Annotated in this window: 20 protein-coding genes; 9 read left to right on the top strand and 11 right to left on the bottom strand. The window is 38.9% G+C overall.

Annotated elements, in window-relative coordinates:
- The first annotated feature begins 219 nt into the window (after positions 1–219).
- A complete protein-coding gene (locus tag BEN71_RS02870) occupies positions 220–807 on the top strand; it encodes a glycine-rich domain-containing protein (RefSeq protein WP_227542648.1) in 588 nt (195 codons plus the stop codon).
- Positions 808–827: 20 nt separating this feature from the next.
- Here the strand turns inward: BEN71_RS02870 and BEN71_RS02875 are convergent, their stop codons facing one another.
- Positions 828–1,076 carry a DUF2061 domain-containing protein gene (locus tag BEN71_RS02875; RefSeq protein ID WP_171404985.1) on the bottom strand — a complete coding sequence of 83 codons (249 nt, stop codon included), beginning with the start codon at positions 1,074–1,076 and terminating at the stop codon, positions 828–830.
- 235 nt (positions 1,077–1,311) lie between these two features.
- On the opposite strand from BEN71_RS02875, the gene leuC reads away from it, so the two are divergent.
- From leuC to leuB, 4 genes are all read left to right on the top strand, one after another.
- A complete protein-coding gene (leuC, locus tag BEN71_RS02880) occupies positions 1,312–2,760 on the top strand; it encodes a 3-isopropylmalate dehydratase large subunit (RefSeq protein WP_068973713.1) in 1,449 nt (482 codons plus the stop codon).
- 14 nt (positions 2,761–2,774) lie between these two features.
- Complete coding sequence (leuD, locus tag BEN71_RS02885) at positions 2,775–3,425, top strand: 3-isopropylmalate dehydratase small subunit (protein ID WP_068973712.1); 651 nt, start codon at positions 2,775–2,777, stop codon at positions 3,423–3,425.
- 124 nt (positions 3,426–3,549) lie between these two features.
- The gene (locus BEN71_RS02890) at positions 3,550–4,122 is read left to right on the top strand and encodes a hypothetical protein (RefSeq protein ID WP_068973711.1); all 573 of its coding nucleotides are present in this window, start codon (positions 3,550–3,552) and stop codon (positions 4,120–4,122) included.
- A 40-nt stretch (positions 4,123–4,162) separates the two neighbouring features.
- Positions 4,163–5,242, top strand: a complete 1,080-nt coding sequence (gene leuB / locus BEN71_RS02895) for a 3-isopropylmalate dehydrogenase (RefSeq protein WP_068973710.1) — start codon at positions 4,163–4,165, stop codon at positions 5,240–5,242.
- A gap of 86 nt (positions 5,243–5,328) precedes the next feature.
- Here the strand turns inward: leuB and BEN71_RS02900 are convergent, their stop codons facing one another.
- Positions 5,329–5,736 carry a hypothetical protein gene (locus BEN71_RS02900; protein WP_068973709.1) on the bottom strand — a complete coding sequence of 136 codons (408 nt, stop codon included), beginning with the start codon at positions 5,734–5,736 and terminating at the stop codon, positions 5,329–5,331.
- Positions 5,737–5,896: 160 nt separating this feature from the next.
- On the opposite strand from BEN71_RS02900, the gene BEN71_RS02905 reads away from it, so the two are divergent.
- Positions 5,897–6,265 (top strand): lysozyme inhibitor LprI family protein, encoded by a 369-nt coding sequence (locus BEN71_RS02905; RefSeq protein ID WP_068973708.1) that lies wholly within the window; start codon positions 5,897–5,899, stop codon positions 6,263–6,265.
- A 76-nt stretch (positions 6,266–6,341) separates the two neighbouring features.
- Here the strand turns inward: BEN71_RS02905 and infA are convergent, their stop codons facing one another.
- Positions 6,342–6,563 (bottom strand): translation initiation factor IF-1, encoded by a 222-nt coding sequence (infA, locus tag BEN71_RS02910; RefSeq protein WP_004718087.1) that lies wholly within the window; start codon positions 6,561–6,563, stop codon positions 6,342–6,344.
- Positions 6,564–6,791: 228 nt separating this feature from the next.
- Here infA and BEN71_RS02915 point away from each other — a divergent pair, with 228 nt between their 5' ends.
- Positions 6,792–7,802: an AraC family transcriptional regulator gene (locus BEN71_RS02915; protein WP_068973707.1), complete on the top strand. Its 1,011-nt coding sequence runs from the start codon at positions 6,792–6,794 to the stop codon at positions 7,800–7,802.
- A 100-nt stretch (positions 7,803–7,902) separates the two neighbouring features.
- Here the strand turns inward: BEN71_RS02915 and truA are convergent, their stop codons facing one another.
- The 5 genes from truA to asd form a co-directional block, all read right to left on the bottom strand.
- Positions 7,903–8,700 carry a tRNA pseudouridine(38-40) synthase TruA gene (gene truA, locus BEN71_RS02920; protein ID WP_068973706.1) on the bottom strand — a complete coding sequence of 266 codons (798 nt, stop codon included), beginning with the start codon at positions 8,698–8,700 and terminating at the stop codon, positions 7,903–7,905.
- Positions 8,701–8,708: 8 nt separating this feature from the next.
- The gene (locus tag BEN71_RS02925) at positions 8,709–9,695 is read right to left on the bottom strand and encodes an asparaginase domain-containing protein (RefSeq protein ID WP_068973915.1); all 987 of its coding nucleotides are present in this window, start codon (positions 9,693–9,695) and stop codon (positions 8,709–8,711) included.
- A 79-nt stretch (positions 9,696–9,774) separates the two neighbouring features.
- Entirely contained in the window at positions 9,775–11,070 is a 1,296-nt protein-coding gene (locus BEN71_RS02930; RefSeq protein WP_068973705.1) for a hypothetical protein, read from the bottom strand.
- Between the two features lie 50 nt (positions 11,071–11,120).
- Positions 11,121–12,641 (bottom strand): type IV pilus assembly protein FimV, encoded by a 1,521-nt coding sequence (locus BEN71_RS02935; protein WP_068973704.1) that lies wholly within the window; start codon positions 12,639–12,641, stop codon positions 11,121–11,123.
- Between the two features lie 161 nt (positions 12,642–12,802).
- Positions 12,803–13,921: an aspartate-semialdehyde dehydrogenase gene (gene asd / locus BEN71_RS02940; RefSeq protein WP_068973703.1), complete on the bottom strand. Its 1,119-nt coding sequence runs from the start codon at positions 13,919–13,921 to the stop codon at positions 12,803–12,805.
- A gap of 189 nt (positions 13,922–14,110) precedes the next feature.
- On the opposite strand from asd, the gene BEN71_RS02945 reads away from it, so the two are divergent.
- Together BEN71_RS02945 and BEN71_RS02955 are read left to right on the top strand one after the other, a co-directional pair.
- The gene (locus BEN71_RS02945) at positions 14,111–15,250 is read left to right on the top strand and encodes an endonuclease/exonuclease/phosphatase family protein (protein WP_068973702.1); all 1,140 of its coding nucleotides are present in this window, start codon (positions 14,111–14,113) and stop codon (positions 15,248–15,250) included.
- 311 nt (positions 15,251–15,561) lie between these two features.
- On the top strand, positions 15,562–15,879 hold the full coding sequence (locus BEN71_RS02955; RefSeq protein WP_068973701.1) for a hypothetical protein: 318 nt from the start codon (positions 15,562–15,564) through the stop codon (positions 15,877–15,879).
- A 123-nt stretch (positions 15,880–16,002) separates the two neighbouring features.
- Here the strand turns inward: BEN71_RS02955 and BEN71_RS02960 are convergent, their stop codons facing one another.
- The 3 genes from BEN71_RS02960 to BEN71_RS02970 all read right to left on the bottom strand — a co-directional run bounded on the left by BEN71_RS02960 (position 16,003) and on the right by BEN71_RS02970 (position 18,276).
- Positions 16,003–16,524 (bottom strand): hypothetical protein, encoded by a 522-nt coding sequence (locus tag BEN71_RS02960; RefSeq protein WP_152033027.1) that lies wholly within the window; start codon positions 16,522–16,524, stop codon positions 16,003–16,005.
- A 66-nt stretch (positions 16,525–16,590) separates the two neighbouring features.
- Positions 16,591–17,151, bottom strand: a complete 561-nt coding sequence (locus BEN71_RS02965) for a hypothetical protein (protein WP_068973699.1) — start codon at positions 17,149–17,151, stop codon at positions 16,591–16,593.
- 189 nt (positions 17,152–17,340) lie between these two features.
- Positions 17,341–18,276 carry an LpxL/LpxP family acyltransferase gene (locus BEN71_RS02970; protein ID WP_068973698.1) on the bottom strand — a complete coding sequence of 312 codons (936 nt, stop codon included), beginning with the start codon at positions 18,274–18,276 and terminating at the stop codon, positions 17,341–17,343.
- Positions 18,277–18,351: the final 75 nt, after the last annotated feature.

An 18,351-nucleotide genomic window follows, 5' to 3' on the forward strand; every position in this document is an offset into this window, starting at 1 on the left:
ATGGCTGAGATTTTTTACCACACTTATTATTCTAAATAGCATAGGCTTTGGCTTGTTGTATTTTTTTAAGTGGTATATCCCTATCATTATTATGGAAGTTATTACATTGTTTTGGTTAAGAGCTAGATTCAATCGAATAACTAAAATGAAAGAATTAGAAAGTTTTCAAACCCTGATTATATCTGGACAGCATTTAGAAAAAGACATCCAAATATCAGTGTGACATCGTATAAACATATCGAGGATGGATTTAAAGATTATTTGGCATTACATATTTGGATCAAGCAAGCCTATGCGATGCCTTCTCATTCTGTGGATGCGTTATGGCATTTACTGATTGAGGAATATGATAGTTTTTATCGTGTCATGTGTGAAACTTTTTTAGGTTATCACTTAATTCACAAACCTCATGAGCAAGCTCCAACAGATTCACAGAAAATCAGTCAGCGACAACAACTGGCAAATACATGGCAGGCTGCATGTCATATACATGGATTAGATCCACAAAAAACGCATATTTTGCCACGAATATTTCAAGTCGATGCGCACATTCGTTGGGAACAGGGTTTGATTTGCAGTTTACCTTTTCTGATTGCATTGTATGCACAAATGAGTGCGACCTCGGCGATTCCCAATGATCAAGCCATGTCTTCTTGTTCATCAAATTCGACAACAGCATGCTCTTCAATGACTACTTTATGCACAAGTTCGGGGTCATCTCATGACTCAAATCATTCTTCTAATAGTTCAGATTCTTCGTCTTCTTGTAGCAGTTGCAGTAGTTGTGGAGGAGGCGGTGGTGATTGACACCTCCTCATTTATTTTGTTTAAGCGTTGACTTCAGTCGCTTGCGCCAACTTTTGATCTTTTTTATTCCAAATTTTCTCATGGAAGAAGAATGCGACAGCTTGTACAGTTGGCTCAACTAAACTTAAAGTGATAGCCATCCATAGATTTCCTGTAATAACATAAGCCACCATCATTGCGACAGTGATGTGCATGATGTAATAACTTAAGGTTTTTTTGAAAATTCGTTGATTGGTTTGAACAAAATTTTGAATACGTGCCATGATCATCACCACAAGATTAGAAGTTAATTAAATAATAATCATTATCATTTAAAATGTAAAAGAGAATTTTAAATTGGTGATGATTGGATTTGTGAATTAAGTTGATATTTAGAATATTTAAAAACACAAAGTGATTCCAAAAAGTTTTTAAATTAATAAAAATGATAAATTAGATTTATGTAAAAACACGGTTATAATCGACTTAATGAAAGAATTACCCAGTCCAGTGGAGCGCATCGACATGGCAGGCGAAAACCAAAAAGCAAAAACTGAAAATACAAAAACGTTGTATGACAAATTGTGGGATGACCACTTAGTAAAACAACGCGATGACGGCTCTGCATTGCTCTATATCGACCGTCACTTATTGCATGAAGTAACGTCTCCACAAGCTTTTGAAGGTTTGCAATTGGCAGGTCGTACACCTTGGCGTTTAAGTGCTAACGTAGCAACACCTGACCATAACGTTCCAACGTCGACCAAAGAGCGTTCAGAAGGGATTGCAGGGATCGAAGATGATACTTCACGTATCCAAGTACAAACTTTAGATGACAACTGTAAAACTTTTAATGTGGTTCAATTCGACATTAATGATGTACGTCAGGGTATTGCACATGTGGTTGGTCCTGAGCAAGGCTTAACTTTGCCAGGTATGACCGTGGTTTGTGGTGACTCACATACAGCAACACATGGTGCATTTGGTTGTTTGGCGCATGGGATCGGAACATCAGAAGTTGAACATGTATTGGCAACCCAATGCTTAGTTCAAAAGAAAATGAAAAACATGTTGGTACGTGTTGACGGTAAATTAGGTCAAGGCGTAACGCCAAAAGATGTGGTATTAGCCATTATCGGTAAAATCGGCACTGCTGGTGGTACAGGTCATGCGATTGAATTCGGTGGTCAAGTGTTCCGTGATATGTCGATCGAAGGTCGTATGACTGTGTGTAATATGGCAATCGAAGGTGGTGCTCGTGTGGGTATGGTGGCTGTTGATGACAAAACCATTGAATACGTAAAAGATCGTCCATACGCACCTAAAGGTGAACAGTGGGATGCTGCTGTGGCGTATTGGAATACTTTAGTTTCTGATGAAGGCGCACATTTCGATACAGTTGTGGTCTTACAAGGTGAAGAGATTGAACCGCAAGTGTCGTGGGGAACGTCTCCTGAAATGGTGATTCCTGTGTCACAAGCTGTTCCTACCTTGGAACAGGCGAAAGATGATGTACAGCGTAATGACTGGACACGTGCTTATCAGTACATGGGATTGAATGGCGGTCAGGCATTGGCAGATATTCAATTAGACCGCGTATTTATCGGTTCATGTACTAACTCACGTATTGAAGACATTCGTGCAGCAGCAGAAGTTGCGAAAGGCAAAAAAGTTGCTTCAACAATTAAGCAAGCGATGGTTGTTCCGGGTTCTGGTTTAGTTAAAGCACAAGCAGAAGCAGAAGGTTTGGATAAAATTTTGGTTGAAGCTGGTTTTGAATGGCGTGAACCAGGTTGTTCAATGTGTTTAGCCATGAATGCTGATAAATTACAGCCTGGTGAGCATTGTGCATCAACCTCTAACCGTAACTTTGAGGGTCGTCAGGGTAATGGCGGTCGTACACATTTGGTGAGTCCAGCCATGGCAGCTGCGGCGGCGATTGCAGGTCATTTTGTTGATGTGCGTACATTCTAATAGGAGCATGGATCATGAAAAAATATACCGTTGAACAAGGTATCGTTGCACCTTTAGACCGTGCCAATGTTGATACAGATTTAATTATTCCAAAACAGTTTTTGAAATCAATCAAACGTACAGGTTTTGGCGAAAACTTATTTGATGAATTGCGTTATTTGGATGAAGGCTTTTTAGGTCAGGACAATTCAAAACGTCCTAAAAATCCTGATTTCACCTTGAACCAACCACGTTATCAAGGTGCTTCTATCTTGATTTCACGTGCGAACTTCGGTTGTGGTTCAAGCCGTGAGCATGCGCCGTGGGCATTGGAAGAATACGGTTTCCGTACCGTGATTGCGCCAAGTTATGCCGACATTTTCTTCAATAACAGCTTTAAAAACGGCATGTTGCCGGTGATCTTGTCTGAAGAGATTGTGGATCAGTTATTTAAAGAATGTTTTGCCAATGAAGGCTATCAGTTGACTATTGATTTGGAAGCGCAAGAAGTACGCACACCAAATGGCGAAGCATTCAAATTTGAAGTGGATCCATTCCGTAAACATTGTTTATTGAATGGTTTGGATGATATTGGTTTAACTTTGCAAGCTGCGGATGATATTCGAGCTTATGAAGAAAAAACCAAAGCGGCTCGCCCTTGGGTTTTTGCTGAAATTCAAGGCTAAATTTTGAATTGAATTTTAAGTTATTGATAAACATTTATGCATAGCGTGAATGCCTAACTCTTGCTAACATGCGAAACATAACAAAAGATATGTTGATGTGGTGCGCAAGGGTTGGGACTGAATAATGACAAAGTTTTTAGGCAGTAGTGTTTTAATTGCAATATTGAGCCTGTTGTTAAGTGCGTGTCAGTCAAGTCAAATGATTGATAAGGTCAGAATCAACAAAGCTGGTTTGAAGCATCAAAGCCTAAATACTGTAACCGTTTATTGTTCAGGTGCAGAACATTGTGAATTTGCCAGATTAAATGATTTGATCATTACAGAAGAACATGGGCAGCGTGCGAATCGTAAGGCGATTAACAAAGGTTATTTGAAACTGACAGGTGAACCTTTAGATCGTAATGGTGTTTATCTGACGATTCCACCACAGCAATATGAAATGGTGATTCGGTTTTATCCCATTACCAAACAACATGCTGAAGTGTTCCATGTGATTCATGATTTTAAAGCGAATCAACAATATACATTCAAAATGTATCGCCAAAGAACACGTCAAGGTTCAGGCAGTTTGCTGAATGTTTCTGCGCCGACACCTTTGTGTGTCGATATGATTCAAGAAAAACGAACGATTCGCCGTTTCTGTCGCCCACATAATGCGGTGACAGGTGTGAGCGAATTTATTGAACAAAAGATTTAATCTCACATCAGCACTATGCTGAATACAAATGGAACTACAAATGTCTAAACAAATTTTGATTTTGGCAGGTGATGGTATCGGTCCAGAGATCGTTGCCGCTGCTGAAAAAGTACTTACACGTGTCAATGAAAAATTTAATTTAGGTTTGACGTGGGAACATGGTTTATTGGGTGGTGCTGCGATTGATGCACATGGTTCACCTTATCCAGAGGTAACTTCTGAACAAGCGAAAAAAGCGGATGCGATTCTTTTAGGTGCTGTCGGTGGTCCTAAATGGGATACGATTGAGCGTTCAATCCGCCCAGAACGTGGTTTATTGAAAATCCGTAGTGAATTAAATCTATTCGCAAACTTACGTCCTGCGATTCTTTATCCGCAATTGGCAGATGCTTCAAGTTTAAAGCCTGAGATTGTATCTGGTTTAGATATTTTGATCGTTCGTGAATTGACTGGTGGTATTTACTTCGGTCAACCACGTGGTATTCGTGAACTTGAAAACGGTGAAAAACAGGGTTATAACACCGACGTTTATGCCGAATCTGAAATCAAACGTATTGCTAAAGTTGCTTTTGAAATGGCAAATCTGCGCGGTGGAAAAGTCTGTTCAGTGGACAAAGCCAACGTTCTTGAAGTGACAGAGCTGTGGAAGCAGACAGTGACTGATCTGAAAGAAGCACAGTATCCAGATATCAACCTGTCACACATGTATGTAGACAATGCGGCAATGCAGCTGGTTCGTGCGCCAAAACAGTTTGACGTGATCGTGACAGGTAACCTGTTTGGTGACATCCTTTCTGATGAAGCGGCAATGCTGACCGGTTCAATCGGTATGTTGCCATCTGCATCTTTAGATGAAAACGGTAAAGGAATGTATGAGCCATGTCATGGTTCAGCACCGGATATTGCAGGTCAAAACGTGGCGAATCCACTTGCAACGATTCTTTCTGTTGCGATGATGCTTCGTTATACCTTCCGTGAAGAAACTGCGGCAAAAGCGATTGAAGATGCTGTAGGCAATGTTTTAGATCAAGGTTTACGTACAGGCGATATCATGTCTGAAGGCATGAGCAAAGTTGGTACGGTTGAAATGGGCGAAGCTGTTGTTGCAGCTATTGCTTAATTTTTAATGGTTCCAAAAAACGCAGCTTAGGGCTGCGTTTTTTATGGTTTAATTTTCAATTTTGCTTATTGTGCTATGGTTTAGGTTTAGCAAGCCCGACCACTATATTGTATAGACTCTGCAATATGTTGTTTAAGCTTAAATGTGACTGTGCAATTAAAATTAACATCATAATTTGGTGTAGCAGTTGTATCATAGCGAATCACAGGTGCTCCCATTGCATTTGACCCGACTGTCGCATTTCCTCCAGACACGGGGATGCTTAATGGTTGAAGAATGGTATAACTCAGCTCATCATCCGTGGTTTTTACAGTTTGGCTGACTTTATATCCTAATGCGCTGAAGTCTAAACTCTTTTGAATATCAGTACTATTTTGCCCAATAAACTGTTGCAGATAAGCATTTAAATCCGCAGGGCGCGTATCCAGACTTTGGCATCCAGTGATTAAACCGATACCGATGAGAGTGATCAGATAATGTAGAGGTAATTGCATGATGGTCACCTTTACGGAGTTTGATTAAAAAACATTGCTTTATTTATATAAAGTGTCATCTTAGTGTAATAAATAAGCAAAAAGTCTGTAGATGTTTACCAATCATATTAAAGACAATTGATTGATGAATTGTAAAAGAAATGTTCAAAGGATTTGAATCATGAAGAAGTTTGTACTGATTGGATGTAGTTATTTTCTGCTCTCTTTTTTGCCTGCAACAGGTTTTGCGCAGGTATGCGATGCTCAAAATCTAGAGTGTGGTAAAAAGCAATTTACAATATTACAGAATGAAGTAAAGCAGAAATACCAACAACTCAGAGCAAAATTAACAACGAATCAGAAAAAGAATTTACAGTATTCTCAATTGACTTGGATGAATCAGCGTGATGTGATTTGCGGGCGTGAGATTGATAAATCGAACGCAGTTGGCTGCCATTTAAATGCTTTGCAAACACGGAATACTTGGCTAGATACACAGATTTCAATGTGTAAAGAACAGACTTGCCAAACAATCGCTTTAGATCGTTGAGCATAGGATTGGGTACGAGAACGGAAGTTTGATAATGAAAAAGCCACTTAAATGTGGCTTTTGCTTACACTAAAACTTAGCGTGCGCGATAAGTAATGCGACCTTTTGTTAAATCATAAGGTGTCATTTCAACTTTTACATTATCGCCAGTTAAAATACGAATGTAATGTTTACGCATTTTACCAGAAATGTGAGCAATCACTTCGTGACCGTTTTCTAAACGCACACGGAACATAGTATTAGGAAGCGTTTCGGTGACAACGCCTTCGAACTCGATAAGTTCCTCTTTATTGGCCATAGCCTACCTGATGATCAAATTGGAAAGGCGCAAATTATAGGCAATTTTTTATAGAAAAACAAGATTATTCGGTATTTCAAGGTGGCAGATGACTTGAAAATAGGCGAACATATTGTTAAACAATTTCTACAAAAAAAAGCGGATAAATATTGTCAGTTTGGTCAATCGACGGTAATCTAAATCAAAGGTTTTAAGTATAAATGAATAACATACAAGGAAGGGCACTACGTGAGTCAGCTAACTGATGCTTCGGTTGTTTTACGATTAGGCTATCAAGCGATCCGTCGTGCAGGATTGCCGACAGAAGAAATATTATCAAAAGCAGGCGTAGCTTTGGGTCAAGTCGATCAGAATGCACGTACACCATTGAATGCACAGTTTGCATTTTGGGTGGCTGCTGAGGAAGTCAGCAATGATCCTGACATTGGATTGCACCTTGGTGAGCATTTGCCATTATACCGAGGGCAGGTCATCGAGCACCTATTCATTTCCAGTGAAAACTTTGGTGAAGGACTAAAGCGTGCATTAGCTTATCAGCGTCTGATCAGTGATGCTTTTCACGCTAAATTGATTGTTGATGATGAAGGGCGTTGTTATCTGACCAATGGTGAACAACCTTGGGGTGAAAATATTGTCAATCGTCATTTTTCAGAATGTGCTATTTCTGGAATTTTACGTTTTTTTAAGTTCATCACTGAGGGAAGATTTGAACCGATTTATATCGATTTTAATTTTACGCAAGGTGCATCTGATGGTGAGTATTATCGTGTGTATGGCTGCCCTGTGAGTTTGGGACAAAAAGAAACGCGCTTGTATTTTGATCCATCGATTCTTGATTATCCATTGTGGCAGGCTGAACCTGAACTATTGCAGTTACATGAGCAATTGGCGATTGAGAAGCTGCAAGAACTTGCACGTTATGATTTGGTTGGTGAGGTACGCCGTGCGATTGGTTCAACGCTTGAAAGCGGTGAAACGACGCTTGAAACGGTTGCAGCACAGCTCAGTATTACACCGCGTCGCTTACGTACTCAGCTTTCGGAAGCCAATACCAGTTTTCAACAGATTCTTTCGGACTATCGTTGTCGTCTTGCGAAGAAGTTATTGGCAAATACCAATGAGAGTGTGGAGCGGATTGTGTATCTAACAGGTTTCTCTGAGCCAAGTACATTCTATCGGGCATTTAAGCGTTGGACGAATGAGACGCCTGTGGAATATAGAAAACGTAAACAGCGTTAAATCTCTTTATTCTAGATACCCTCCCTTAATCCCTCCCACAGGGAGGGAGACTTTCATTGTGCATTTAATGCACAATGAAATACTCATTCTTCTTCAAATATTATTCAGGCATATTGAGCCAATGTGGCCCTAAAGGCATTTTCGGTAATTCAAACTGTTCTGGATAATCGGCATGGATGAAATAAAGCCCATCAGGTGGGGCTGTGATTCCTGCTGCTTTGCGATCTTCGGCAGCAAAAATTTCATCAATATGGTCAATTTCATACAAGCCTTGACCGACTTCAAGCAAGCACCCCATGATATTGCGTACCATATGATGTAAAAAACCATCGGCTTGAATATCCAGCACTAAATAATTGCCATGACGAATCAAACGGCAATGCTTCACATGACGCACAGGTTGATTGGACTGACAAGCTGCTGCACGGAAACTTTCAAAGTTATGTGTACCTTCAAATTTTTGTGCTGCTTCAATCATTTTGTCTATATCTAGAGGATAGTAGGCATGTGTGACTTGTTTATGTAGTAAGGCTGGACGATTTGCCGACTGATAAACGACATAGCGATAACGACGTGCTTTGGCTTTAAAACGGGCATGAAAGTCCATGTCCATTTCTTTAATCCACTGGATAGAAATATCCTTTGGTAATTGACTGTTTGAACCCATGAGCCAACCACGTATTGGGCGAATCGCATTAGTATCGAAATGTGCCACCATATTGGTCGCATGTACGCCTGCATCAGTACGTCCTGCACCATGTAGAATGATTGGTTCATCAGCAATCTTACTGAGCACTTTTTCCATGGTTTCTTGGATACTACGCACGCCAGCCTGTTGAGTCTGCCAACCTTTATACCGCATACCACAAAACTCAATACCAATTGCAAAGCGTTGCATAATTTCCTCTATTCAGGCTGATGGTCTAAATGATCATACCAATGATCGTGCCATTGTTCAGAAGTCGGGTATTGTAAATAAATTTTCAAAATTTTGGCATAAAGATCTGCCTGACTGAGTGCATCACTGACTAAAATTTTAGAATCTTGAATCCATTGACTGATCGCATAGCGTTGATCCATACCACCAAATGGCACTTGAGTAGACAAGATAATTTGGCAACCGTTATCTTGTAGTGACTTAAAATGTTGGATAATACGTTCATTTACAGCAAGATTTCCAACTCCATACGCTTGAATAATCAAGAAATGTGGTGCTTGTTGCATCAGTGCTTCAAGATTATTTTCGAATTGTTGTAATTCAGTTGGGGTCATCATCCAATTGAGAATATTTAAGGTCTTGGCTTTTTCAAGATGAGAAAGTTGAACATTCACAACATTTTGATTTGTTCTTAGGCTCTGATCTGCCTTTTGTCCTCTAAAAGCATCTAAGGCTGTGCTATGGGCTTTTAAAGCTGTTCGTGCATGGATAACTTGGTGGAAGAAAACCAGATAAACACCGACGGGGAGCTTTGTTACAGCATCTAAAGCAGTATTTAAATTATCCATCGCATCGGTAAATTCACGGGTATTATCTCCCTGAATATTCAGCAAGGGGTATTGACTACCTGTGAGCACAACATGGCATGAATCGCCTAAGAAGCGTGATAGGGTGGCACTTGCATAACTTAATGTATCTGTGCCATGAATTACCACAAAATGCTCGAAATTTTGTAATTGCAAGCTTTGAATCTGTTGAATCAGTTTGAGCCAATCCATAGCAGTACAGGCACTACTGTCTTTAATACCAGGTGCTTTAAAACATTCGATTTTAAGGTGAGGAGGGAGAACACGTTTAAGTTGAGGAATAAACTCTGTCTCTGGCATGGGTGCTAATGGTTCACCAATGCATCCAAAAGTTCCACCCATGTAAATTAGCGCAATTTTCTTATTCATGATTCTCTGGCTCGTAATTTTCCATATCCACAATAAAAAAGCAGCCATAAATGACTGCTTTATCTTAAATCAAATTGGTTTATGACGCGATTTGATTGAGTAAAGTTTGTGATTGTTGTCGTTGTTGAGGTGTATATGCTGTTTCATCTTGGGTGAGTAACTCTCGAGCAGAAGCATATGCACCTAAGTGAATATATTGTTGAGCAAGATCTAAGTTCAACTGGATTTCATTCACTTCTGCAAGTTCAGGGAATGATTTGACCAATGGATCATTTACTTCGGCTGATATAGCTACAGTCGCAGGGCCTGATGTATCTAAATTGAATGTAGGTGCAACAGGTACTTCTTGTTCAATAGTTTCAGTTTTTTGTTCTAGATCAAAGCTGAAACTCGGTTGAGTTTCGGTTTCACTTGGTGTGAGTTTGAATTCAGCCTCATGAGATGGCTTTAATTCTTCTAATACTGGTTCTTCAACAACAGGAGTGAGTGTAGCCTCTGCAAAATCAAGCTTAAACTCAGGCGCAATTTCAGTTGGCTTTTCAATTGATGGCTCTACCTGATTCGGTGTAAAGCTAAATTCGAGCGGTACCACTGTTTCAGCTTTAACTTCTTCTACAGGTTGCTTCGCTTCAAAAGCAGGTGCTGTAGTTGCGGTCTCCGCTGGTTCTTGCGTTGTAGGGGTTAGCGTAAACTCTAAGGGTTGAATCGGTTCAGGAGATTTTTCTGTTGCTGGTGCAGTGATTGTCGGAGCACTAAACTCAAGTGATTCAATCTTATTCTCAGTAGGTTCAGGTACAGGTTGTGCTGTTTCTGATACGGAATTAGTTTCAATTAGTGCATCAAAGGCAGTTGTATCTTTAGTTGCAGGTGCTGTTGAAACAAAAGCAATTGATTCAATTGGTTTTGTCGTTTGTGTTGTTTGGCGACGCTCTTCCGCTTGTATAACAATATCATCCAAGCCTAATGAACGAATATGCTTAATGAGTTGGTTGACTGCAAACTCATCTTTTTGAGCTAAATGAACATCGAGTAAATACAAATAAAGCTCATGCTGAGAGTTATCTTGGTTTAATGCTTGGTTTATTTTTGCTTCAGCAGATGAGTAGCTCTTATCTTTGATTAACTTTTCAATGCTTTGTTTAAGATCTACACTTAAAGATTTAGCTTCTTGCTTAACAACAATAGGAACTTCTACAACTGGGCTTTGTGTTCGTTGTGTTGTACGTGCAGTTCGGGCAACATTTTTCTTTGCTGATTTTTTATTGTTGGCTCTACTAGTACTCGTACTATTATTTTCTTTATTGGCATCTTCGCGTTTCTTTAAAACGATAGCGACAACCAAAAGTAGAACAAATGGAATCACATACAACAACATTTTATTTCCCCTTCATTGAGTACAATGAATTAATATCCTTTAATGCAACTCTAACTGTTTGGTTTGTTTGCACTTTTGTCTTTTAATTGCTGTTGCAATTGAGCTAATCGTGCATTTAATAATTGAATTCGTTGATTCTTTTGCTGTAAAGCTGAAGCAAGTTGAGTCACATTCTTCTGTAATTTAACTGTTTTTTCACGAGATGTCATAACTTTTGTAGAAAGTTCAGCATTTGTTTGATTTATCTGAGTATTTTTATTTGCAGAACCTTGTGCTGAATTTTGTTCATTGTCCGCAACTAAGCTCATTTCTGCCTGATCTAAGCGATATTTTGCAGCTCCTGACTGTTTTTGAGTAACAACTGGTGCCTGTGTTGGGGCTTTGTATTTTGTCGTTGGTCCTTGTTGGTAGCTTGCTGCTAAATTCAGAGCTGCTCCACGACGAATACGATTGACATCGCCTTGAATGAAAGCATTCTGATTATTCTCTTTGATTTGGCGCATCACATCAGGGATACTTTGATGGGTTTCTGCGGCTATACGTGACGCAATTGCCCATAGCGATTCATTTGCTTGGACAATATGCTGAGGATTTTGATTATTGCCTTGATTGGTCTCGACTTTTTTACTTTCGTTTTTCCTATTTTCATTTTTCTTGTTATCGCTTTTTTGAGCTTTATGAGTTTCAGGCTTTGCAGTCTGCGATTTGGCTTGCTGTGCTGGAGTTGTTTTTTGAGGTGATTGAGTCTCTATCGTTTGAACTGTATCTGTTTGAGTTTTTTCAGATTGAATTTGCTCTGGTGGACGAGGGGCTTGAGCAATAGCCGGTGTTGCTGTCTCTTTTTGTGTTTCTGTTTTGGCTACTTCATTTTTAATAGCCGAGTTATTGTTGACTGGCACTACTGTTGTAGTTTGTATCGTTGTTTCTATCTTTGAAGTTGGTGCACTTAAAGAAGGTGTGTTTAAAGTAGGTGGAGCAATAACGCTGATTGTGAGCGGGCGTTGAGCGTTGGTTATAGAGGATGTGTCAACTTGAGTATTTGCTGTTGACGGTGCTTGAGGCACATTGCTTTTATATTGAGTGCTCGTCGGTAAATTCAGTGCAATATCTTTTTCACTCACAATCACTTGAGGCATAAGCGGTTTTTCATTTGCCGCAGTTTTCAGCATAGGTGCTGGAACATTATTCCGACCACGAGTCAATGGTGTTTTAATCTGCTTTAAATGCGTTGCATTGCCTTCTTTGATTTTTACTAAAATATTGAGTTCTGAATCAATTAATGGGCGTGAGGAAGTAATGACAATAACACCACTGCCATCATTTGAACGGCGTGTGTAGAAGTTTAAATGCCCTGGAGTTTGCGTTGCCATACCAATATTTTGAATATCATCAGCACTTGCTAGACCTGCTTCGATTTTGTCACTCGGATTGGAATTGCTAAACTTCATTTCTGCATAAAGTAGTTCCCCAGCTCCTGATTGAACTTGAATCGGATCAATCGTGATCGCATTTACAGTTTGCGAAGTCATAATGGCTAAAATGGCAATTTTTAATTTGTTATATCCGGTCATCTCTGTCCATTGCTCTGACGAAGTACGCGCATTTAAATTATACAATATCTAAATGTAATCTAGATGCAAATTATTAACACAAGAGTTACATAAATATAGTTACATAAAAAAGCCGATCAAGATAGATCGGCTTTTTCAATGTTTAATACTTTTTTGTGAAATTACGCATTCTTATAATCGATTAAGATACGTAACATACGGCGTAAAGGTTCTGCAGCACCCCAAAGAAGTTGGTCACCAACAGTAAATGCACCTAAATATTCTTTACCCATGTTCAATTTGCGTAAACGACCTACAGGAACAGAAAGTGTGCCAGTTACTGCTACTGGTGTTAAATCCGTCATCGATGCTTCACGGGTATTTGGAACTACTTTAGCCCATTGATTAGACTGACGAATCATATCTTCGATTTCATCAAGCGGGACATCTTTTTTCAATTTCAATGTTAAAGCTTGAGAATGGCAACGCATTGCACCAATACGAACACAGTGACCATCAATTGGTACGATCTGTTGATTACCCAAAATCTTGTTGGTTTCAACTTGACCTTTCCATTCTTCTTTGGATTGACCGCTTTCGAGCTGTTTGTCGATATATGGAATCAATGAGCCTGCAAGTGGTACACCGAAGTTTGCAGAAGGGAAGCCTTCACCACGTTGTAAATCAGCAATTTTAGAGTCGATGTCTAAGATTGCAGAACGAGGATCGTCCAATAAATCTTTGGTATTGTTGTATAAATAACCCATGCCTGTGATGAGCTCACGCATGTTTTGCGCGCCAGCACCTGAAGCTGCTTGATAGGTCATCGCAGTCATCCATTCCACCAAGTTCTGTTGGAATAATGAACCCATACCCATCAACATCAATGAAACGGTACAGTTACCACCAACGAATGTTTTAGTGCCTTTGACTAAACCATCTTTGATGACATTCAAGTTCACTGGATCAAGTACGATAATCGCTTCATCATCCATACGTAATGTAGATGCAGCATCAATCCAATAACCGTTCCAACCTTCAGCTTTCAGCTTTGGAAAAACTTCAGACGTATAATCGCCACCTTGACAGGTAATAATGACATCCATTTGCTTCAGACTGGTAATGTCCGTCGCTTCCATAAGTGCTGGAGCAGTTTTACCACCAAAAGCAGGGGCTTCACCACCTGCGTTACTGGTAGAGAAATAGAATGGCTCAAAATGAGCAAAATCATTCTCTTCAACCATACGTTGCATAAGGACGGAACCAACCATCCCGCGCCAACCGACCAGACCTACTTTCATGTCACTTTGCCTCGGTGCGTTAATAAAAAATAAAAAGGGGGCTTGAGTGTATCAAAAGAGTGTGTAACTGCAATAGCGTACACAATGAAAACACAATTATATTGTGCAATATATCTTGTTTATGATACATGCAAAATTGATATTAATTTATGAATCATTCAAAAATTAAGAATATAAGAGTGACAAAATATGATTTGGATAGAAATATTGTCTGCAATCGTGATTTGGCTGAGTTTTTGGTCATTGATCCCACGTGATGAATGGTGGTTCAGGGGTGCAGATTTCCCACGCTTACAGATTTTGTTTGTCGGGATCATTGCTTTCTTTTTACTGCTGTTTTGGCAAGGAGAATGGGATTTAAAACGAGAAATTATTTTTGTGCTGTTGATTGCCGCTTTAGCATTTCAATTGAAAATGGTTTTGCCTTATACCTTTCTATGGAAAAAACAAGTTGCTCAAGTTCGATCTGAACAACTTGATTCGAGTAAACAGATTTCTGTGCTTGTTTCGAATGTACTCACGCCGAATGATCAATATCAACTTTTGATTGAGCACATCCAAAAGTTTCAACCTGATTTAGTGTTGACCTTAGAAACCGATCAAACGTGGCAAAATCATTTAAAAGTGATTGAGCAAGATTATCCCTATCGAGTTCCTGTGCCATTAGATAATTTGTATGGCATGCATTTGTATAGCAAATTAAAATTGGTGGATACCGATGTCAAATTCATTCTGAGTGATGAAATTCCTTCGATTCATACCACTGCGATTCTGCCATCAGGGCAAGCCGTTAAACTGTATTGTTTACACCCTAAACCACCGAGCCCAACGGAAGCCAAAGATTCAACTTTAAGAGATGCTGAATTACTGATTGTCGGTGACCAAATTAAAGATTTGGATGAAAGTTGTATCGTGATGGGGGATTTAAACGATGTGGCTTGGTCTCGGACGACACGGCTATTTCAACGGATTAGTGGCTTACTCGATCCACGAGTAGGGCGTAAATATGTCAATACTTTTCATGCAGATTATAAGTTTTTAAGATGGTCGCTCGATCATTTATTTCATAGTACAGACTTTGCTTTAGTGCAGATGCAACGATTGCCACATATTGGATCAGACCATTTCCCTATTTTTGTTACGCTGCAAACGGGTCGTGTTTTTGAGCAGATTCAAGAAGAACTGGAACAGTCGGATGCGGATGAGCAAGAGGCTCAGGACGCGATTCAAGAGGGCATCGAAAAAGCAGAGAAAGAAGAAAAAATTGTCACTGATGAAATTGCACAGGATTATAAATGTGAAAATAAATTGTCAGACAATAAAGGCTGAATTTGGTTGATTTTTGTAAGTTATTTCGTACAAGGATTGTGTCTCTAAACGGATGGTATGAAATCTGTATTCGCTTTAATCTTTAATCATCGACAAACGGAATGGGAAAGGAAATGTCCCGCTAAGGAAGACGAAGTCGATGGATGAATCATCATGGATTTGATGTTGGAATGGATAACCAAATAGAATAAAAATAATGATTGAAAGCACAACCTCATAGACCCGAGTTTTGCAGGACGCAGAACTCGGGTTAGCTTTATTTATGGTATATAATTTATCCGATTTAGAGTCGAAAATAAAAATGAGTGATTATGTATTTATCTAAATTTCAAGAATTCAAAATTTATATTGTCAATTTCACAGACTTAGCACGTGATGCACTGCATATTTACGCAGGTCTAGCTGTTTTCTTTATTGTTGCCCTGATACATAAGCGTCAATTGAAATCGACTTGGGCGATTATAACCGTTATTTGTGTCGCAGTAGGATGTGAACTTTTCGATGCTCGGGATGATTTGATTAATCATGGGTATTGGCGAGTAGGCGCAAGTATGCATGACATTATCAATACTTGTTTTTGGCCAGTTATGATTTGGCTTATGGCACGTTTTCGAGTCTGGAAAGGCTGATGTTTTCCATCATCCAAGCTTGAAAAGTATGAATGATTTAGATTGTGAAAGATTGAAAATGGTTTTTAAGGGGATCTAAATCAAGCCAGCGACATGAGTTTGAGTTTCATGTCGCAAATATTATCAAGGATATTGTTTATTTAAAGCATCTAATTCGGCTCTTGCCATTTCTCTCATGTTTTGTAATTGTTTAAAACGCTTTTTGTATCCTTCATCAGGAGCAGTAATATCAAAGTTAGATTTTTGAGTGAGTTTAGATAATCGTTCACTCAAAAAAACAGATTCAATCATTTGTCTTCGAATATTTTGCACTTCGGAACTTTTTAAATTAAGTTGCATCATTTTTTGTTGCATATCTTTTTGTAATTTATCAAATTCAATGAGGACTTGTTCAAATTTTTCAGGGTCCGTTGCTGTTATTATGAGCTGATTTGCTAATTCATTTGTCTTTGTATCAACTGATTTAATAATTGGATTTAATTGTGCTAAATCAGTTTTAATGTATTGAGGATTCGCTTGAGAAAGCTCTGATGCTTTGATTTCCCAATTGCCTGAAATTTGTTTTGTAGTCGTTTCAGTGCAGGATGACAATATTAAACTTATGCTTATAAAAAAGCAGTAGGCAATACGAGCTAGATTTTTCATATTTTTATTCAACTTTTTAATAGGGGCTTATGATTTGGTAGCCTTAATATCTTTGTAAATTTGTGATTAAGAATATTGCTGGTTTAAAGCATCTAATTCAGCACCTACTTTTTGTTGAATCGCAATGGTGCGCATACTGAGTTGTTTAAATTCCTCACTTGGTGCTTTCATATCAAAATTCGGCGCAGTTGAAAGTTCATATAATTTTTGGCTGGTAAGGAGGTTATCAATCATTTGAGTACGAATATTTTGTACTTCACTACTTTTTAATTGAAGTCCCATCAACTTTTGTTGAAATTCTTTTTGTATATCATTGGAATGGCTTAGAAGTTCTTTGAGTTTTTGTGGATCAGAAGCTGCTGATTGCGCTTGTTCTCTAAGTCGCAAGGCTTGAGAGTTGGACTGATTGGTGATTTGATTTAACTGTGCTAAATCTGACTTGATGTCCGTTGCATTTGCACTACTCAGTTCTGAAGCTTTAGCTTGCCAATTTCCTGTAGATGATGTTGAACTGCTTTCTTTTACTTGCTGATTTTGTTCTGTATTTGCTTTTTTATCTGCACAGCCAATGAGTAAGATGCTTGAACTCATCATTGATATAAAAAGAATTTTATTAAAAATATGCATAGTCTTATATTTCCTTCATGTTTTTAAGTTTTAGTGTTTTCTACGCTGACGATCTTAGCGAATTTTATGTTGTGACTACAGTACGCTTTTGTACGTTTGGAATGGACACTAATCCAAAAATAAAAAAGGAGATCTTAATGATCTCCTAATTTTGAATATAAATGCTTTCAACTCTAAACAATAATCAACTCAATAAATTTTGTCATAACCCTCAGGGCGTGTTTTAAAACGACGGTGGAACCACATATATTGAGTCGGTGCGATACGAAGCTGATTTTCAATGATTTTATTGACACGAATTGCATCAGTCAATTCATCCTCGCTCGGCATTGGTTCAACAGCAGGTTCAATCAATACATGATATTTTGGATTACGAATATCGCCATGACGATAAAAATACAGTGGAATCGCAACTGCTTTGGATATTTTCAATAAACGACGATGTGCAGTAACCGTTGCAGCCTCCACACCAAAAAAGGGTGCCATCACACCTTGTTTTAAACCGAAGTCTTGATCTGGACTGTACCAAATCGCATCCCCATCTTTAAGATGACGAATTAAACCACGCATATCATCATGATCAATTTGTGCTTTATAAATGGTTGCACGACAACGGTAGATTAGCATATCTAATAGAGGATTATTCTGAGGGCGATAAACCACGTCAGGCTCAAAGAATTGCGCACAAAGATAACCACCCGCATCCAACATGGTGCTGTGAGTACCTAAAAGCAACATGCCTTTGCCTTCTGCCTTAGCTTGGTGAATGTGTTCTAAACCTTCAATCGTTACACGATTTTTAAACCATTGTGGTGAATACCAAGCATTGAGTGTTTCAAATACACCCACCATTTGATCTACAAAAACTTGTTTAGAATTTTCTAAAACTTGTTCCGAAGACCATTCAGGAAAACACACTTCTAAATTACGAATGGTGGTTTCACGACGTGACTTCAGCCCATTAAATGCGAGATGACCAAGTAAAGTAGCTAAGCGATGTTGAATCGCCCATGGCAAAATTGCCAGAATCATTAAAAATACAATCGCGATCCAAATTCCCCAATATTTTGGATGCAAAAATGCCCAGTAAAACTTTCCAGACTCGTATTGATGCTTTTTACTCATAGCAGTTTTGTAAATATGGGGGTGATTGAAACTGAAAGAAGTGTAGCATGAAGCGGTTTAAAGTAGAAAATACTC

It is taken from the genome of Acinetobacter wuhouensis (assembly GCF_001696605.3).
GTDB classification, from domain to species: Bacteria; Pseudomonadota; Gammaproteobacteria; order Pseudomonadales; family Moraxellaceae; genus Acinetobacter; species Acinetobacter wuhouensis.

What these genes read in the sequence shown, in the direction of transcription:
- BEN71_RS02875 (WP_171404985.1), bottom strand. Translation starts at nt 1,076, where the DNA reads ATGATCATGGCACGTATTCAAAATTTTGTTCAAACCAATCAACGAATT.
- leuC (WP_068973713.1), top strand. Translation starts at nt 1,312, where the DNA reads ATGGCAGGCGAAAACCAAAAAGCAAAAACTGAAAATACAAAAACGTTG.
- leuD (WP_068973712.1), top strand. Translation starts at nt 2,775, where the DNA reads ATGAAAAAATATACCGTTGAACAAGGTATCGTTGCACCTTTAGACCGT.
- BEN71_RS02890 (WP_068973711.1), top strand. Translation starts at nt 3,550, where the DNA reads ATGACAAAGTTTTTAGGCAGTAGTGTTTTAATTGCAATATTGAGCCTG.
- leuB (WP_068973710.1), top strand. Translation starts at nt 4,163, where the DNA reads ATGTCTAAACAAATTTTGATTTTGGCAGGTGATGGTATCGGTCCAGAG.
- BEN71_RS02900 (WP_068973709.1), bottom strand. Translation starts at nt 5,736, where the DNA reads ATGCAATTACCTCTACATTATCTGATCACTCTCATCGGTATCGGTTTA.
- BEN71_RS02905 (WP_068973708.1), top strand. Translation starts at nt 5,897, where the DNA reads ATGAAGAAGTTTGTACTGATTGGATGTAGTTATTTTCTGCTCTCTTTT.
- infA (WP_004718087.1), bottom strand. Translation starts at nt 6,563, where the DNA reads ATGGCCAATAAAGAGGAACTTATCGAGTTCGAAGGCGTTGTCACCGAA.
- truA (WP_068973706.1), bottom strand. Translation starts at nt 8,700, where the DNA reads ATGCAACGCTTTGCAATTGGTATTGAGTTTTGTGGTATGCGGTATAAA.
- BEN71_RS02925 (WP_068973915.1), bottom strand. Translation starts at nt 9,695, where the DNA reads ATGAATAAGAAAATTGCGCTAATTTACATGGGTGGAACTTTTGGATGC.
- BEN71_RS02930 (WP_068973705.1), bottom strand. Translation starts at nt 11,070, where the DNA reads ATGTTGTTGTATGTGATTCCATTTGTTCTACTTTTGGTTGTCGCTATC.
- BEN71_RS02935 (WP_068973704.1), bottom strand. Translation starts at nt 12,641, where the DNA reads ATGACCGGATATAACAAATTAAAAATTGCCATTTTAGCCATTATGACT.
- asd (WP_068973703.1), bottom strand. Translation starts at nt 13,921, where the DNA reads ATGAAAGTAGGTCTGGTCGGTTGGCGCGGGATGGTTGGTTCCGTCCTT.
- BEN71_RS02945 (WP_068973702.1), top strand. Translation starts at nt 14,111, where the DNA reads ATGATTTGGATAGAAATATTGTCTGCAATCGTGATTTGGCTGAGTTTT.
- BEN71_RS02955 (WP_068973701.1), top strand. Translation starts at nt 15,562, where the DNA reads ATGTATTTATCTAAATTTCAAGAATTCAAAATTTATATTGTCAATTTC.
- BEN71_RS02960 (WP_152033027.1), bottom strand. Translation starts at nt 16,524, where the DNA reads ATGAAAAATCTAGCTCGTATTGCCTACTGCTTTTTTATAAGCATAAGT.
- BEN71_RS02965 (WP_068973699.1), bottom strand. Translation starts at nt 17,151, where the DNA reads ATGCATATTTTTAATAAAATTCTTTTTATATCAATGATGAGTTCAAGC.
- BEN71_RS02970 (WP_068973698.1), bottom strand. Translation starts at nt 18,276, where the DNA reads ATGAGTAAAAAGCATCAATACGAGTCTGGAAAGTTTTACTGGGCATTT.